Here is a 16,609-nt window from a genome sequence, read left to right as displayed (position 1 = left end):
CAAAATGTTATGTTATAACATTTACAGCCGCAATCACCGAATGAGCCATGCATGAACAAGTATCCCCTGGAAGATATCGCGGCCTCTCCCTCCGCCCGTCTCGGCACGCTGAGCTGGGTCGGCATGGAGGGCATTGCCCTGCCGCTCAAGGTGGCCGACCAGGCCATCGCCGGTCGCGCCTCGGCGGGCGTCAGCCTCGACGACCCCACCGCCCGCGGCATTCATATGTCGCGTCTTTACCTGGCGCTGGCCGAGCTGGAAGGACAGGAGCTCTCGCTGCCGCGGGTGGCCGCGGTGCTCGACGCCTTTCTGGAGAGCCACGAAGGGCTCGCCCATCAGGCCTTTCTCGACCTGGAGGGCGAGGCGCTCCTGCGCCGCCCGGCGCTGATCAGCCCGCTGTCGGGCTGGAAGACCTACCCCTTCACCCTCTGCTGCCGCCGGGATGCCCAGGGCCTGCACGCCATCCTCGAGCTGAGCGTGGGCTACTCCTCCACCTGCCCCTGCTCGGCGGCTCTGGCGCGCCAGCTGATCCAGCAGGCCTTCGACGAGGACTTCACCGAGATGCCGGTGACCCGCGAGGCGGTGCACGCCTGGCTGGGCAGCGATCAGGGCGTGCTGGCCACTCCCCACAGCCAGCGCAGCCAGGCGCACCTCGCGCTGCGCCTCGACGCCAGCCGGGACGCCCTGCCGCTGCTGGCGCTGGTCGACGACGTCGAGCGGGCTCTCGGCACGGCCCTGCAGACCGCGGTGAAGCGCGTCGACGAGCAGGCCTTCGCCCTGGCCAACGGTCAGAACCTGATGTTCTGCGAGGACGCCGCCCGACGCCTGCACTCCACCCTGCGCGACCAGCCCGGCATCGAGGGCTTCGCCCTGCGCGTGGTGCACGCCGAAAGCCTACACGCCCACGACGCCGTGGCGCGCAGTCAGTGGAACTGGCAGGAGGCGTGATGGACATGACATGGGCCCGACACCAAGGGAGCACGATGCAACTCTTCAATACCCTGACCCGCCGCCGTGAACCGCTGCGCACCGAACGGCCGGACCGCGTGACGCTCTACGTCTGCGGCCCCACCGTCTACAACTACGCGCATATCGGCAACGCCCGCCCGGCGGTGGTCTTCGACCTGCTGTCGCGGGTGCTGCGCCACGACTATTCAGAGGTGGTCTACGCGCGCAACTTCACCGACGTGGACGACAAGATCAACACTGCGGCGGCCGACGCCGGGGTACCGATCCGCATCATCACCGAGCGCTATATCGACGCCTACCACGAGGACATGCAGGCACTCGGCGTGCTTCCGCCGGATCTCGAGCCCAGGGTCACCGAACATATGCCCGAGATCGTTTCGCTGATCGAGACCCTGATCACGCGCGGCCACGCCTATGAGGCCGAGGGGCACGTGCTCTTCCAGGTCGGCTCCTTTGCCGAGTACGGGCAGCTCTCCGGACGTCGTCCCGAGGAGATGCTGGCCGGAGCCCGGGTGGAAGTGGCGCCCTACAAGCGCGACCCGCTGGACTTCGTGCTGTGGAAGCCCTCCTCCCCCGAGCAGCCGGGCTGGGAAAGCCCCTGGGGACGCGGGCGCCCCGGCTGGCACGTGGAGTGTACCGCCATGATCGGCGAGCACCTGGGCCCCACCATCGATATCCACGGCGGCGGCCAGGACCTGATCTTTCCCCACCACGAGAACGAGATCGCCCAGGGCAGCTGCGCCCACGGCGCCCGCTACTGCCACACCTGGGTGCACAACAGCTTCGTCACCGTGGACGGCCAGAAGATGTCGAAGTCGCTGGGCAACGTGCTGCTGGTGCGCGACCTGCTCGACCAGGCCCCCGGCGAGGCGATTCGCCTGGCGCTGCTCGCCACCCACTACCGCCGCCCGCTGGACTGGAACGCCGAGCGTCTGGCCCGAGCACGCCGCACCCTGCTCCACCACTACCGGGCCCTGGCCGAGGTCGAGGCGCTCGAGGTGGAAACACTCGAGCCCGACGCCGAGCTGCTCGAGGCGCTGCGCCGCGACCTCAACGTCGCCGAGGCGCTGACCCGCCTGCAGCGGCTGGTGAACGACCTGAAGGCCGCCACCAGCGACGCCGAGCGGGCCCGCGCCAAGGCCGTGGTGCTAGCCTCGACCAGACTGCTCGGCCTGCTGCAGCAGACCCCCGCCGAGGCCCTGGCCGCGCTGGCGCCCGAGCGCTCGGACCTGCCGGTGGCGCGCATCGAGGCGCTGGTCGCCGAGCGTGAAAGCGCGCGCCAGCAGCGCGACTTCGCCCGGGCCGACGCCCTGCGCGACGCGCTGACCGAGCTCGGCGCGGAGGTTCGCGATACGCCCGAGGGCCCCCGCTGGCAGCCGCTGACGCTAGCCTCCGACAGCGCCTGACGCCCCATTCCCCCTGACAACCGCCACGAGAACGACGCCATGACCGAGACGCCCTCCCCCGCCCCCGGCGAGAGCCTCACCATCACCCTGCCGGACGAGCGCGAGCTGACGCTGGCGTCTCCCACCTGTGTGGCGGAGATCGCCGCCGCCATCGGCCCCGGCCTGGCCCGCCAGGCGCTGGCCGGCCGCGTCGATGGCGCCCTGGTGGACGCCTGCGACCCCATCACCCGGGATGCCCGGGTGCAGGTCATCACCCCCGGCGACCCCGAGGGGCTGGAGATCATCCGCCACTCCTGCGCCCACCTGGTGGGTCACGCCATCAAGCAGCTCTACCCCGGCGCCGAGATGGTGATCGGCCCGGTCATCGACGACGGCTTCTACTACGACATCGCCTTCGAGCGCCCCTTCACGCCGGAAGACATGGCGGTCATCGAGGCGCGCATGAAGGCGCTGATCGCCGAAGAGTACGACGTCATCAAGCGCCGGGTGCCCCGGGAAGAGGCGCTGCGGCTCTTCCGCGAGCGCGGCGAGGGCTACAAGCTGCGGCTGATCGAGGAGATGCCCGAGGAGGCCACCCTGGGTCTCTACTTCCATCAGGAGTACGTGGACATGTGCCGCGGCCCCCACGTGCCCAACACCCGCTTTCTCAGGCATTTTCGACTGACCAAGCTCTCCGGCGCCTACTGGCGGGGCGACGCTCGCAACGCCCAGCTGCAGCGCCTCTATGGCACCGCCTGGGCCGACCGCAAGGCGCTCAAGGCCTACCTCAAGCGCCTGGAGGAGGCCGAGAAGCGCGACCATCGCCGCCTGGGACGCCAGCTGGGACTCTTTCACTTCCAGGAAGAGGCCCCCGGCGCGGTGTTCTGGCACCCCGGCGGCTGGACGGTGCTGCAGACCCTGATCGCCTATATGCGCCGCCGCCAGGCGGCCGGCGGCTATGTGGAGGTGAACACACCGGACATGATGGACCGCGGCCTGTGGGAGACCTCCGGCCACTGGCAGAACTACCAGGAGCACATGTTCACCACCCGCACCGAGGACGGCCGCGACCTGGCGCTCAAGCCGATGAACTGCCCCGGCAGCGTGCTGCTCTACCGCCACGGCCTGAAGAGCTACCGCGACCTGCCCATCCGCATGGGCGAGTTCGGCAAGGTGCACCGCTATGAGCCCTCCGGCGCCCTGCACGGCCTGCTGCGGGTGCGCCACTTCACCCAGGACGACGCCCATATCTACTGCACCCAGGAGCAGATGAACGCGGAGTGCCGCCGCGTGGTGGCGCTGGTACTCGACATCTACCGCGAATTCGGCTTCGAGGAGGTGCGCCTCAAGCTCTCCACCCGGCCGGAGAACCGCATGGGCAGCGAGGCCGTCTGGGACCGCCTCGAGGGCGCCCTGACCTCGGCCCTGGAGGCGATGGCGCTGGATTACGAGCTCAACCCCGGCGAAGGCGCCTTCTACGGGCCCAAGCTGGAGTTCGTGCTGCGCGACGCCATCGGCCGCGACTGGCAGTGCGGCACCCTGCAGGTGGACATGAACCTGCCCGAGCGCTTCGGCCTCGACTACGTCGACGAACAGGGCCAGCGCCAGCGCCCGGTGATGCTGCACCGTGCGCTGTTCGGCTCCCTGGAGCGCTTCCTGGGCATCCTGATCGAGCATCACGCCGGCAAGCTGCCCGCCTGGTTGGCCCCGCAGCAGGCGGTGGTGATGTCGATCACCGAGGCCCAGGCCGACTACGCCGACGCGCTGGCCGAGGCGCTGTGCGGCGCCGGGCTGCGCGCCGAGGCCGACGTGCGCAACGAGAAGATCGGCTACAAGATCCGCGAGCAGACCCTGCGGCGCATTCCGTATCTGCTGATCGTCGGCGGCCGGGAGGCAGCGGAAGGCAGGGTGACCCTGCGCCACCGGGACGGCACCGACCTCGGCACCCTCGACGTGGACGAGGCCCTTGCCCTGCTCGACGAGCAGTGTCGGGCCCCCGACCTCGACGCCCGGCGCCGCGACCAGGCTGCCCGTCTCGAGCGGCTGCGCGCCCCGGCCGGCGCCGAGGAGGCCTCTGCATGAGCACGCTTGACGACCCCGAGGCGCGCTTGAGCCGCCGCCATGCCGACCTGCCGGTGCTCGACGACCAGGCGGTGGTGCGCGACGAGGCGCTGGTCGGCCGTCCTCAGGGCCAGCCCATGGCGTTTTTGGAGGTGCCCGCGCACTGAGATAACCCAGGCACCGCCCCCTGACGAACACGCCATGCTAGTGTGTCACGGCTAGCAGAACGTAGCGGCCCACGGCTCAAGCCTGCGAGGGGGGTGCATGACGTACAAGTCCAGGATCGGGTTGATCGCCGTTGCCGCGGGGGCTGTGCTGGCCACCCTGGTGGCATTCTTGATCTACTCCAACGCCGTACCCGCGCCGATGCGGGTAACCGAGCCGATTTCCTCGATCCCGGCCGTTGACACCGAGGCGTTTCGCCACCTGCAGTCGGTAGTCCTCGGCAGTGCCGCCACCCCGGGGAACCGCATCGATATCCTCGAGAATGGCGAACAGATCTTTGAGGCCAAGCTGACGGCCATCGAGCAGGCCACCCAAAGCATCACCTTCGAGACCTTCGAGTTCTGGGGGGAGGGAATCGCCGTCGACTTCGCCGAAGCGCTGGCCAACGCCGCGCAGCGCGGAGTCGCCGTTCACGCGATCATCGATTATGTCGGTTCAGTGAAGGCGAACCGCGAGACATTTCGCCGGATGGAAGATGCCGGCGTGGACGTGGTGCGCTGGCGACAGCCTTCCTGGTACCAACTGTCGCGCTTCAATCACCGCACCCATCGCAAGCTGCTGATCGTCGACGGCACGATTGGATTCATCGGTGGCGCCAACGTCGCCGACCCCTGGCAGGGCAATCCCGAGAGCGGCGGCTATCGAGACAGCCACTATCGCTTCGAAGGCCCTGTGGTCGCCCACCTTCAGAACTCCTTCATGCTCAACTGGATCGAGGCAAGGAATCAGCTACTGTACTCGACGACGTACTTGCCCGAGCTGGAGGCGCAGGGAGAACTTGGCGCCAAGGTGGTCGACAGTTCACCGCGAGAGGGGACTCAGCGCATACGGTTGATGCTGCTCCTGGCCGTGTCCGGCTCGCGCGACAGCATCCGCCTGGCCACACCGTATTTCTATCCCGATGACTTGATCATGGACGCCTTGATCGACGCCCGTGAGCGCGGTGTCAGCGTGGACTTGCTGCTTCCGACCGAAGGGCACTACAGCACCCTCGTGAGGGAGGCGTCGATGAATCGCTGGGGCAAGCTGCTGGAGGCCGGTGTACGAATCCATGAATATCAGCCGTCGAAGTACCATGGGAAACTCTATATTGTCGACGATTATTGGATCGCCATCGGCTCGTCCAACCTCGACAACCGCTCCTTCCGGCTCAATGACGAGACCAACATCGTCATCATGGATCGAGACCTGGCGGCGACACTGAGGTCGATGTACGAACGCGACCTCGAACAGGCTAAGCGTTACGACCTGGAAGCCTGGCAAGACCGCCCTCTTTCAAAGCGCCTGGTGGGCTGGCTGGCCATGAGCATCGGGTGGCACCTGTGACAGCTGGCCACCATGCGGCACCCCCTTGGGGTCTGAAGCCCCCCGCTTATCGTTTATGTCTATAGTGCCTGTAGGCTTATCGTGCCGAGTCCGGCGCAAAGGGGATTGTGGCTCGGCCCGTGGCAGCCTGCATGGGAGCGCTTCGACAATGTAACCAGCAAAGCGGTCCTCTACGCCGCTGTCGCCGCTGGTGAGAGTGAGTGAGGTAACGGACATGGCAGACGACTTGCGCGACAGCGCCTTGAAATACCATCGATTTCCCCGCCCCGGCAAGCTGGCGATCCAGGCGATCAAGCCCATGGCCAGCCAGCGTGACCTGTCGCTGGCCTATTCGCCCGGCGTGGCCGCGGCCTGCGAGGAGATCGAACGTGACCCCCTGATGGCGGCCGAGTACACCGCCCGCGGTAACCTGGTTGCCGTGATCAGCAACGGCACGGCGGTGCTCGGGCTGGGGGCCATCGGCGCGCTGGCCTCCAAGCCAGTGATGGAAGGCAAGGCCGTGCTGTTCAAGAAGTTCGCCGACGTGGACGTGTTCGATATCGAGATCGAGGAGCGCGACCCGGACAAGCTGATCGAGATCATCGCCGGCCTGGAGGCCACCTTCGGCGGGATCAATCTGGAAGACATCAAGGCACCGGAATGCTTCGAGATCGAGCGGCGCCTGCGCGAGCGGATGAAGATTCCGGTCTTCCACGATGACCAGCACGGCACCGCTATCGTCACGGCCGCCGCCCTGCTCAACGGCCTGAGGGTGGTGGACAAGGAGCTCGGCGACATCCGTTTAGTCTGCAACGGCGCGGGCTCCGCGGCCCTGGCCTGTCTGGATCTGGCGGTGTCCCTGGGGGTTCGCAAGGACAACATCCTGGTGTGCGACCGCAGTGGCGTGATCCACACCGACCGTGCCGGCGGCCTGGACCAATACAAGGCGCGCTATGCGGCCCGGACCGAGGCCCGCACCCTGGCGGATGCCGTGAACGGCTCCGACGTGTTCTTCGGTCTCTCGTCGGGGGGCGTGCTCAAACCGGAGATGGTGGCGACCATGGCCGATCGCCCACTGATCCTGGCCATGGCCAACCCCACCCCGGAAATCATGCCGGAGGAGGCCAAGGCGGTACGCCCGGATGCGGTGATCGCCACCGGCCGCTCGGACTACCCCAACCAGGTCAACAACGTCCTCTGCTTCCCGTTCATCTTTCGGGGGGCCCTGGACTGCGGCGCCACCACCATCAACGAGGAGATGAAACTGGCCACCGTCAAGGCCATCGCCGACATGGCGACCACCACGGTCCCGGAAACAGTGGCGGTGGCCTATGGCGGACAGGCGCTGACCTTCGGCCCGGAGTACATCCTGCCCAAACCCTTCGACCCGCGCCTGATCGACACCATCCCGCCGGCGGTGGCCAAGGCCGCCATGGACAGCGGTGTGGCCGCTCGACCCATTGCGGACCTGGACGCCTATACTCGCACGTTGTCACGACTGGTATACCGCTCCGGCAACGTGATGGAGCCGGTGTTCGAGCGGGCTCGACAGAATCCTCTCCGCCTGCTGTTCGCCGAAGGCGAGGATGAGCGCGTCCTCCGCGCCATGGAGGTCTGCGTCACTCAGCACTATGCCAAACCCTTACTGATCGGCCGCCGCACGGTCATCGAGGCCCGCATCGAGGAACTAGGCCTGCCGGTGAAGGCCGGCATCGATTTCGAGCTGATCGATGCGCATGACTATCCCGACTACGCCGATCTGGCCAGCGAGTACCACCAGCTGATGGGGCGGCGTGGTGTCCACCCGGAAGCCGCCGAGAAGCGAGTGCGCAGCCGGGCCACCATCCTGGCCTCGCTGTTGCTGCGCCGAGGCGATGTGGATGCCATGATTGCCGGCCCGGTAGGCACCTACCACGAGCATCTGGACCTGGTGCTGGACGTCATCGGCCTGCGGGAAGGCGTCAGTACGCCCGCCGCCCTGCAGTTGCTGATCCTCGAACGGACCACCCTGTTCATTGCCGATCCCTTCGTCAATTACGATCCCGATGCCGGTCAGATCGCCGAGATCACCCTGCTGGCCGCGGAGCAGATTCGCCGCTTCGGCATCACACCCAGGGCCGCCCTGGTCTCTCACTCCAACTTCGGCAGTTCCGACTTCGGCAGCGCAGAAAAAATGCGCCAGGCACTGGCGCTGATCCGGGAACGTGCACCGGATCTGATGGTGGACGGCGAGATGCAAGCCGACTCGGCGCTGTCCACCGGCGTGCGCGGGCGCATCCTGCCCGATTCGCTTCTCGACGGCGAGGCCAATCTGTTGATCATGCCCAACCTGGACGCGGCGAACATCGCCTTCTCCGCCCTGAAGGTACTGGGCAATGGCGTGTCCGTGGGCCCCATCCTGCTGGGGGCCGCCAAGCCGGTTCATGTGCTCAACCGCACGGTCACCGCACGGGGTATCGCCAACATGGGCGCCTTCGCCGTGGTCGAGGCACAGACCGATCGATAACCAACAACAATTCCGTCCCAACCAAGGGAGACGATCCATGGCCTTCGAAAACTACAATGACTTCGATCCACAGGAGACCCGGGAGTGGCAGGAAGCCGTCGACGTGGTGGTGGAGCGGGTGGGCCCCGAGCGGGCCACCTATCTGCTGCACAAGGCGGTGGAAGAAGCCTACCGGACCGGCGCCGAGGCGCCGGACACGACCCGCACGCCCTATGTGAATACCATACCGCCCCACAAGGAGGCCAAGCTGCCCGGCGACGAAGCCCTGCTGCAGCGGCTGATTGCCTACCTGCGCTGGAATGCCATGGCCATGGTGGTGCGCGCCAACAAGAAGCCCGCCGAACCCGGGGGGCATATCGCCAGCTACGCGTCTTCGGCGGTGATGTACGAAGTGGGTTTCAATCACTTCTGGCATGCCCCTACCGACACTCATGGTGGAGACATCATCTACGTCCAGGGGCATTGCGCACCGGGCATCTACGCGCGCGCCTTTCTGGAGGGGCGGCTCACCGAGGAGCAGCTGGAGAACTTCCGACTGGAAGTGGATGGCAAGGGGCTCTCCTCCTATCCCCACCCCTATCTGATGCCAGACTTCTGGCAGGTCTCCACCGTCTCCATGGGCCTGGGGCCGATCATGGCCATCTATCAGGCCCGGTTCATGAAGCACCTCCACAACAGGGGGCTGGCCGACACCGAGGGACGCAAGGTCTGGGCGTTTCTGGGTGATGGCGAGATGGATGAGCCTCAGTCCCAGGGCGCCATCTCGCTGGCCCACCGGGAGAAGCTGGACAACCTGATCTTCGTGATCAACTGCAACCTGCAGCGTCTGGACGGCCCGGTGCGCGGCAACAGCAAGATCGTTCAGGAACTGGAAGGCAACTTCCGGGGTGCGGGGTGGAACGTCATCAAGTGCCTGTGGGGGTCGGGCTGGGACGAACTGCTGGCCAAGGACACCCAGGGGCTGTTGCGCAAGCGCATGGGGGAGTGCGTCGACGGCGAGTACCAGAACTTCAAGGTCAAGGGTGGCGGTTATATCCGCGAGCACTTCTTCGGCAAGTATCCGGAGCTCAAGGAAATGGTCGCCCATCTGTCGGACGACGACATCTACTACAAGCTGGTCCGCGGTGGCCACGATCCGCAGAAGGTCTACGCGGCCTATCACGCGGCGGTCAACACCAAGGACAAGCCCTCGGTGCTGCTGATGAAGACCGTCAAGGGCTACGGCATGGGTGAGGGCGGCGAGGGCCAGAACATCACCCACCAGAAGAAGAAACTGGGCGAGGACAATCTCAGGCATTTTCACCAGCGCTTCGGACTGCCCTTCAGTGACGAACAGGTCACCAAGGCGGCCTTCTTCAAGCCCCCCGAGGACAGCGCCGAGATGCAGTTCCTGCACGGGCAGCGCAAGGCGCTGGGGGGCTATCTCCCCCAGCGCCAGCGCAACGGCGATGTGCTCAAGGCGCCCCCCCTGGACATGTTCAAGCAGGTGCTGGCGGACACCGGGGAACGCACCATGTCCACCACCATGGCTTTGGTGCGCATCATGGTCTCCCTGGCCCGGGACAAGACCCTGGGGCCTCGGCTGACGCCGATCGTCGCCGACGAGTCACGCACCTTCGGCATGGAGGGCATGTTCCGGCAGATCGGTATCTACGCCCCCGAGGGGCAGAAGTATGTGCCCATGGACGCCGAGGAGATCATGCCCTACCGGGAGGACCAGAAGGGCCAGATCCTGCAGGAAGGCATCAACGAGGACGGGGCCATGTCGTCGTGGATCGCCGTGGCCACGTCCTACAGCAACCACGGGGTCACCATGATCCCGTTCTACGTCTACTACTCCATGTTCGGCTTCCAGCGCATCGGCGACCTGGCCTGGGCGGCCGGCGACATGCTGGCGCGGGGCTTCCTGATTGGCGGCACCTCGGGGCGCACCACCCTGAACGGCGAGGGTTTGCAGCACCAGGACGGGCACAGCCAGCTGTTCGCCCAGTTCATCCCCAACTGCATGGCCTATGACCCCACCTTCCACTATGAGGTGGCGGTGATCGTGCGCGATGGCCTCAAGCGCATGTACGAGGATCAGGAGAACGTCTTCTACTACATCACCACGCTGAACGAGAACTACCATCATCCGGCGCTGCCCGACGGCGCCGAAGAAGGCATCATCAAGGGCATGTACCCCTTCAGCAAGGCCAAGGGAAAGGGACCCCGGGTACAGCTGCTGGGCTGTGGCAGCATCCTCAACGAAGTGATTGCCGCGGTGGACCTGCTGCGCGACGACTGGGGCGTGGCGGCCGATGTCTGGAGTTGCCCGAGCTTCAATGAGCTGGCCCGCGACGGCCAGGCCGTCAAGCGCTGGAACCGGCTGCATCCCGGGAAGACGCCGCGCAAGAGCTATGTCGAACAATGCCTGGAAGGTTCCGAAGGACCGGTCATCGCCTCCACCGACTACATCCGAATGTTCGCGGAACAGATTCGACCCTTCGTGCCGCGGCGTTACGAGGTACTGGGCACCGACGGCTTCGGTCGCTCCGACAGCCGTGAGGCGCTGCGCCGCCACTTCGAGGTGGATCGTCATTACGTCACCCTGGCCGCGCTGCAGGCTCTGGTCGACGAGGGCAAGCTCAAGAGCGGCAAGGTCCGGGATGCCATCGCCAAATACGGCATCGACCCCGAAAAGCCCAACCCCCTGTACGCCTGAGCCGGAGGAGAAGAAACGTGGCCATCCAAGACATCAAGGTACCCGACATCGGCGACTATACCGATGTGCCGATCATCGAAATCCATGTCCAGGCCGGGGACAGCATTCAGGCCGAGGACCCGCTGATCACCGTGGAATCCGACAAGGCTTCGATGGACGTGCCCGCCCCCCAGGCCGGCACCGTCAAGGAGATCAAGGTCAAGCTCGGTGACTCGGTTTCCGAGGGGTCGACGATCCTGACGCTGGAGGCGGAAGACGAAGCGGCGTCCCCTGCCACTCCTGCCCCCTCTCGTGCCGCGGAAGAAGAGAAGACGCCGCCACCGGCGGATCCCCCCTCGAGTCCACCGACGGCCGCGCCGTCGACCGGGCCGATCGCGGATTTCAGCCGGGTTCACGCCAGCCCCTCGGCTCGCCGCCTGGCTCGCGAACTGGAGGTGGACCTGACACGAGTGCCGCCAACCGGCCTCAAGGGCCGGGTCACCCAGGAGGACATACGCAGCGTCGCCAAGGGCGGCGCGGCGGCGCCGGTTGCCGCAGCGCCTTCCGCCGGCGGGGGGCTGGATCTGCTGCCCTGGCCCAAGGTCGACTTCAGCAAGTTCGGCCCGGTGGAGACCCAGCCACTGTCGCGCATCAAGAAGATCTCCGGTGCCAACCTGCATCGCAACTGGGTGCAGATTCCCCACGTCACCAACCACGACGAGGCCGACATCACCGACCTGGAAGCCTTCCGGGTGCAGTTCAACAAGGCCAACGAGAAGGCCGGCATCAAGGTCAGCATGCTGGCCTTCATGATCAAGGCCGCGGTCGCCTCCTTGAAGCAGTTCCCCGAGTTCAACGCCTCGCTGGACGGCGACAATCTGATCCTCAAGCAGTATTACCACATCGGTTTCGCCGCCGACACGCCCAACGGCCTGGTGGTGCCGGTGATCCGCGATGCGGACCAGAAAGGCGTGGTCGAGATCGCCCAGGAAATGGGGGCGCTGGCCAAGCTGGCCCGCGACGGCAAGCTCAAGCCCGATCAGATGCAGGGCGGCTGTTTCACCATCTCCTCGCTGGGCGGAATCGGCGGGCTGTATTTCACCCCCATCATCAACGCCCCCGAAGTGGCCATCATGGGCGTGTGTCGCTCCTACTGGAAGCAGGTCTCGCCGGACGGCAAGGAATCGGCCTGGCGATTCGTGCTACCCCTGTCGCTCTCCTGGGATCACCGGGTGATCGACGGCGCCGCTGCGGCCCGTTTCAACGTCCATTTTGCCAATCTGCTCGCCGACATGCGGCGCATTATCATGTGAGGAGTCCACGACATGGCCAATGCAATCGAAGTCAAGGTGCCCGATATCGGGGACTTCAAGGACGTCGAGATCATCGAAGTGCTGGTCAAGCCGGGCGATGCGATCGACATCGAAACCCCGCTGATCACTATAGAGACCGACAAGGCCTCCATGGACGTGCCGTCTCCGGCTTCAGGAACGGTCGGAGAGCTCAAGGTCAAGGAGGGTGACAAGGTCTCGGAAGGCTCGATCATCATGCTGCTGGAACCGGCCGAGATCAATTCCCGGGTGGCGGACCACGACCCGCATCCGGCGGTCCATGAACCAGGGGTGGGGTCCGCGGCGCCCGGCGATGCCGGCGGGGGTTATGGCGGTGGCAGCCTTGAGGAGGTTCGGGTGCCGGACATCGGCGATTTCGATGACGTCCCGGTGATCGAAGTGCTGGTGCGGCCCGGCGATACGATCCGTGCCGAGGACCCGCTGATCACCCTGGAGACCGACAAGGCCTCGATGGATGTACCCGCGCCCAAGGCCGGCAAGGTCAGCGACGTGATGGTGGCGGTCGGCGACAAGGTCTCGGAAGGCTCGGCGATCCTGATGCTGGAAGCCGAAGGCAAATCCCCCACCTCCTCACCCTCTCCCGCCCAGGGAGCGGGGGAGAAGGCGGCCGCCTCCCCCGCGCCTGCGGCAGCCACTCACACCGGCGGAGCCGACCTCGAGTGCGAGATGCTGGTGCTCGGCGCCGGCCCGGGCGGCTACTCGGCCGCCTTCAGGGCCGCCGACCTGGGGATGAAGACCGTGCTGGTGGAGCGCTATGCCACCCTCGGCGGGGTATGCCTCAACGTCGGCTGCATCCCTTCCAAGGCGCTGCTGCATGTCGCGGCGGTCACCGACGCGGCCAATGACATGGCCGAACACGGCATCGCCTTCGGCAAGCCGAAGATCGATCTCGACAAGCTGCGCGGCTGGAAGGAAAAGGTCGTCGGCAAGCTCACCGGGGGGCTGGCCGGCATGGCCAAGGCACGCAAGGTCCAGACGCTGCGGGGGATCGGGACCTTCCTCGACCCGCATCACCTGGAAGTTGCCCTGACCAGCGGAGACGGCCAGGAACCGTCCGGCGACAAGCAGGTGGTGAAGTTCGACAAGTGCATCATCGCCGCCGGTTCCCAGTCGGTGACACTCCCCTTCATTCCCGACGACCCCCGGGTGGTGGACTCCACCGGCGCGTTGGAACTGACCACCATCCCCAAGCGCATGCTGGTCATCGGCGGCGGCATCATCGGCCTGGAGATGGCCACGGTCTACTCCAGCCTGGGCACTCGCATCGACGTGGTCGAGATGCTCGACGGGCTGATGACCGGCGCCGACCGCGACCTGGTCAAGGTCTGGGAGAAGGTCAACACGCCGCGCTTCGACAAGGTGATGCTCAAGACCAAGACAACCGCCGTGAAGGCCCAGAAGAACGGCCTCAAGGTCAGCTTCGAGGGCGACAACGCCCCCGCCGAGCCCCAGCTGTACGACATGATCCTGCAGTCGGTCGGGCGCACGCCCAACGGCAACAAGATCGGTGCCGAGAACGCCGGCGTGGCGGTCGACGAACGCGGTTTCATCGGCACCGACAAGCAGATGCGCACCAACGTCGGGCACATCTTCGCCATCGGCGACATCATCGGCCAGCCGATGCTGGCCCACAAGGCGGTGCATGAGGCGCATGTCGCGGCGGAAGCCGCCGCCGGTCAGAAGAGCTTCTTCGATGCCCGCCAGATTCCCTCGGTGGCCTACACCGACCCGGAAGTCGCCTGGGCCGGCAAGACCGAGACCGAATGCAAGGCCGAGGGCATCAAGTACGGCAAGGCGGTATTCCCCTGGGCCGCTTCCGGTCGTGCCATCGCCAACGGCCGCGACGAAGGTTTCACCAAGCTGCTGTTCGACGAGGAGACCCATCGCATCATCGGCGGGGCCATCGTCGGCACCCAGGCGGGGGATCTGATCAGCGAACTATGTCTGGCCATCGAGATGGGCTGCGACCCGGTCGACATCGGCAAGACCATCCATCCGCATCCGACCCTGGGCGAGTCGGTCGGCATGGCCGCAGAATTGTTCGAAGGGGTGTGTACCGATCTGCCTCCGCAGAAGAAGCGATAGGGCGAACACCATCGGGCGGCTGATGCCGCCGCGTACACGCGGCTACCCAACCTCAGCCGTCTACCCTGGAACTCCCAAGCATAAATAAATGCAAACAATCGGGGAGGACGTAACAATGGCCGATCAACCTCGTCAGCAAGGAGAATACGAAGACTTTACCGGGGAGTCAGGGCCCGGTGGGAGATCCGCGAAAATGACATGGGGCTTGCGTGCCTTCGGGTTGATCATGGCGTTGGTGGTCTGGATCGCCATGGGGTTCGCCGAGGGACTGTCGTCGGACGCTCGCTGGGTCGCGACGATCGCCACCCTGATGGCGGTCTGGTGGATGACGGAGGCGATCCCGCTCTCGGCCACGTCCCTGCTGCCGATCGTGCTGATCCCGATGCTGACGGCGCGGACCGTCGGCGAGGCCACGGCGCCCTATGCCAGTTCCATCGTGTTTCTTTTCCTCGGCGGCTTCTTGATCGCCATCGCGATGGAGAAATGGAACCTCCATCGCCGCATTGCGCTGCTGACGCTGGCACGGGTGGGTGTCGAGCCGAAGCGCATCGTGCTCGGCATGATGCTCGCCACGGGCTTTCTGTCGATGTGGGTCTCGAACACCGCGACGACCCTGATGATGCTGCCGATCGGGCTCTCCGTACTGGCCCTGGTCGCAGAGCGTAGCGGCGAGACGTTGAAGACGGCCGCGCCCGGGCACGACCCCGCAGGCCACGAGCACGATCACCATAGGCCCGGTCACGTGGACTTCATCTACGACGAAAACATCAAGCGTTTCGGTGTCTGCCTGCTCCTGGCGATTGCCTGGTCGGCGAGCATGGGCGGCCTCGGCACCCTGCTCGGTAGCCCACCGAACGCCATCGTCGCGGGCTACGCCGCCGATGAGCTGGGCCGCACCATCGGCTTTCTCGACTGGATGATGCTTGGAGTGCCGCTGGCCTTCACCTTCATCCTGGTGGGTTGGGTATTGATGACTCGTGTGCTCTACCGCTTCAAGATCGCGGAGATCCCCGGCGGCAAGGAGATGATCGCCGGCGAGATCCATAAGCTCGGCTCGCTCAGCCAGGGCGAGAAGATGGTGATGTTCGTCTTCGGCTCGGCGGCGTTCCTGTGGGTCGTGCCCGGGTTGCTCGCCAACATACCGGGAGTGGGTGAGCGGCTGGGGCCGCTTGGCAATCTTAACGACACCGCCATCGCCGTCGCCGCCGGTATCGCGATGTTCATCCTGCCCGGTAGAGGCCGGAGCGAGATGGTGCTGACCTGGCAAGATGCCGAGGATGGGTTGCCCTGGGGCGTACTGCTGCTGTTCGGTGGCGGCCTGAGTCTCGCCGGCGCCGTCGCGGCGTCCGGCCTCGACAACTGGTTCGGCCAGCAGGTCACAGGCCTCGGCATGCTTCCGATCATCCTGTTAGTCGCCGCCGTCGCCACGATCATCCTGTTCCTGACCGAGGTGACCAGCAACACCGCGACCGCCGCGACCTTCATCCCCGTGCTCGGGGGCGTTGCGGTCGGCATCGGCGCCGATCCGATGACGCTGCTCATCCCGGCGGCCTTTGCCGCGACCTGCGCCTTCATGCTACCGGTTGGTACGCCCCCGAACGCCATTGTCTTCGGTACCGGCGCCGTTACCATCGCCCAGATGGCGCGCGGCGGGGTTGTACTCAACGTCATCGGGATCGTCTTGATCACCCTCTTCTGCTACCTGATCGGCGGCTTCGCGCTCGGGCTGCAGTTCTGATCATTGGCAGTGAGCGGTAAGACCGATCAGAGCGCGCCGGTTACTCCACCCAAGGAGGTTGGCGACAACGATGCCATGATCTTCAGCACCCCGACTCGCTTCGGGAATATGACGGGACAGATGCGCACCTTCCTCGATCAGACTAGCTCGGATATGGCATGGGCGCCGGGCGCACTTCCCCCAACCCCCATGTGTTTTCTGTGCCGGAGACAGCACGCCGCGGCGCCATCCGGGCACCAGCTAAGGAAATCGGGGACGCACCCCGATTTCCTGTCGCCAAGGCGTAGATCCGAAGCGTGAACT

Annotated in this window: 10 protein-coding genes and 1 pseudogene; all 11 read left to right on the top strand. The window is 65.8% G+C overall.

Going from position 1 to position 16,609, the window contains the following annotated elements:
• Positions 1-51: 51 nt before the first annotated feature.
• Entirely contained in the window at positions 52-948 is an 897-nt protein-coding gene (gene folE2, locus ACM26W_RS05625; protein WP_416139860.1) for a GTP cyclohydrolase FolE2, read from the top strand.
• A 35-nt stretch (positions 949-983) separates the two neighbouring features.
• Positions 984-2,375, top strand: a complete 1,392-nt coding sequence (gene cysS, locus ACM26W_RS05620; protein ID WP_416139859.1) for a cysteine--tRNA ligase — start codon at positions 984-986, stop codon at positions 2,373-2,375.
• 39 nt (positions 2,376-2,414) lie between these two features.
• Positions 2,415-4,436, top strand: a complete 2,022-nt coding sequence (gene thrS, locus ACM26W_RS05615) for a threonine--tRNA ligase (protein WP_416139858.1) — start codon at positions 2,415-2,417, stop codon at positions 4,434-4,436.
• Positions 4,433-4,582: a hypothetical protein gene (locus ACM26W_RS05610; protein WP_416139857.1), complete on the top strand. Its 150-nt coding sequence runs from the start codon at positions 4,433-4,435 to the stop codon at positions 4,580-4,582. Before thrS ends, ACM26W_RS05610 begins: the two co-directional genes overlap by 4 nt.
• 97 nt (positions 4,583-4,679) lie before the next feature.
• Complete coding sequence (locus ACM26W_RS05605) at positions 4,680-5,966, top strand: phospholipase D-like domain-containing protein (protein ID WP_416139856.1); 1,287 nt, start codon at positions 4,680-4,682, stop codon at positions 5,964-5,966.
• A 214-nt stretch (positions 5,967-6,180) separates the two neighbouring features.
• On the top strand, positions 6,181-8,451 hold the full coding sequence (locus ACM26W_RS05600) for an NADP-dependent malic enzyme (protein ID WP_416139855.1): 2,271 nt from the start codon (positions 6,181-6,183) through the stop codon (positions 8,449-8,451).
• 37 nt (positions 8,452-8,488) lie between these two features.
• The gene (aceE, locus tag ACM26W_RS05595; protein WP_416139854.1) at positions 8,489-11,152 is read left to right on the top strand and encodes a pyruvate dehydrogenase (acetyl-transferring), homodimeric type; all 2,664 of its coding nucleotides are present in this window, start codon (positions 8,489-8,491) and stop codon (positions 11,150-11,152) included.
• Between the two features lie 17 nt (positions 11,153-11,169).
• Positions 11,170-12,444, top strand: coding sequence for a dihydrolipoyllysine-residue acetyltransferase (aceF, locus tag ACM26W_RS05590; protein ID WP_416139853.1), 1,275 nt, complete (start codon positions 11,170-11,172; stop codon positions 12,442-12,444).
• A 12-nt stretch (positions 12,445-12,456) separates the two neighbouring features.
• On the top strand, positions 12,457-14,568 hold the full coding sequence (lpdA, locus tag ACM26W_RS05585; RefSeq protein WP_416139852.1) for a dihydrolipoyl dehydrogenase: 2,112 nt from the start codon (positions 12,457-12,459) through the stop codon (positions 14,566-14,568).
• A gap of 115 nt (positions 14,569-14,683) precedes the next feature.
• Positions 14,684-16,306: an SLC13 family permease gene (locus tag ACM26W_RS05580; RefSeq protein WP_416139851.1), complete on the top strand. Its 1,623-nt coding sequence runs from the start codon at positions 14,684-14,686 to the stop codon at positions 16,304-16,306.
• 15 nt (positions 16,307-16,321) lie between these two features.
• Positions 16,322-16,606 (top strand): annotated as a pseudogene (locus ACM26W_RS05575) (NAD(P)H-dependent oxidoreductase); the annotation flags it as partial.
• Positions 16,607-16,609: the final 3 nt, after the last annotated feature.

Origin of the sequence: Halomonas sp. HK25, assembly GCF_047795635.1 — a bacterium.
GTDB lineage: Bacteria > Pseudomonadota > Gammaproteobacteria > Pseudomonadales > Halomonadaceae > Halomonas.
The sequence above is the reverse complement of the archived record's forward strand: the minus strand, read 5'-3'. Positions and strand labels throughout refer to the sequence as shown.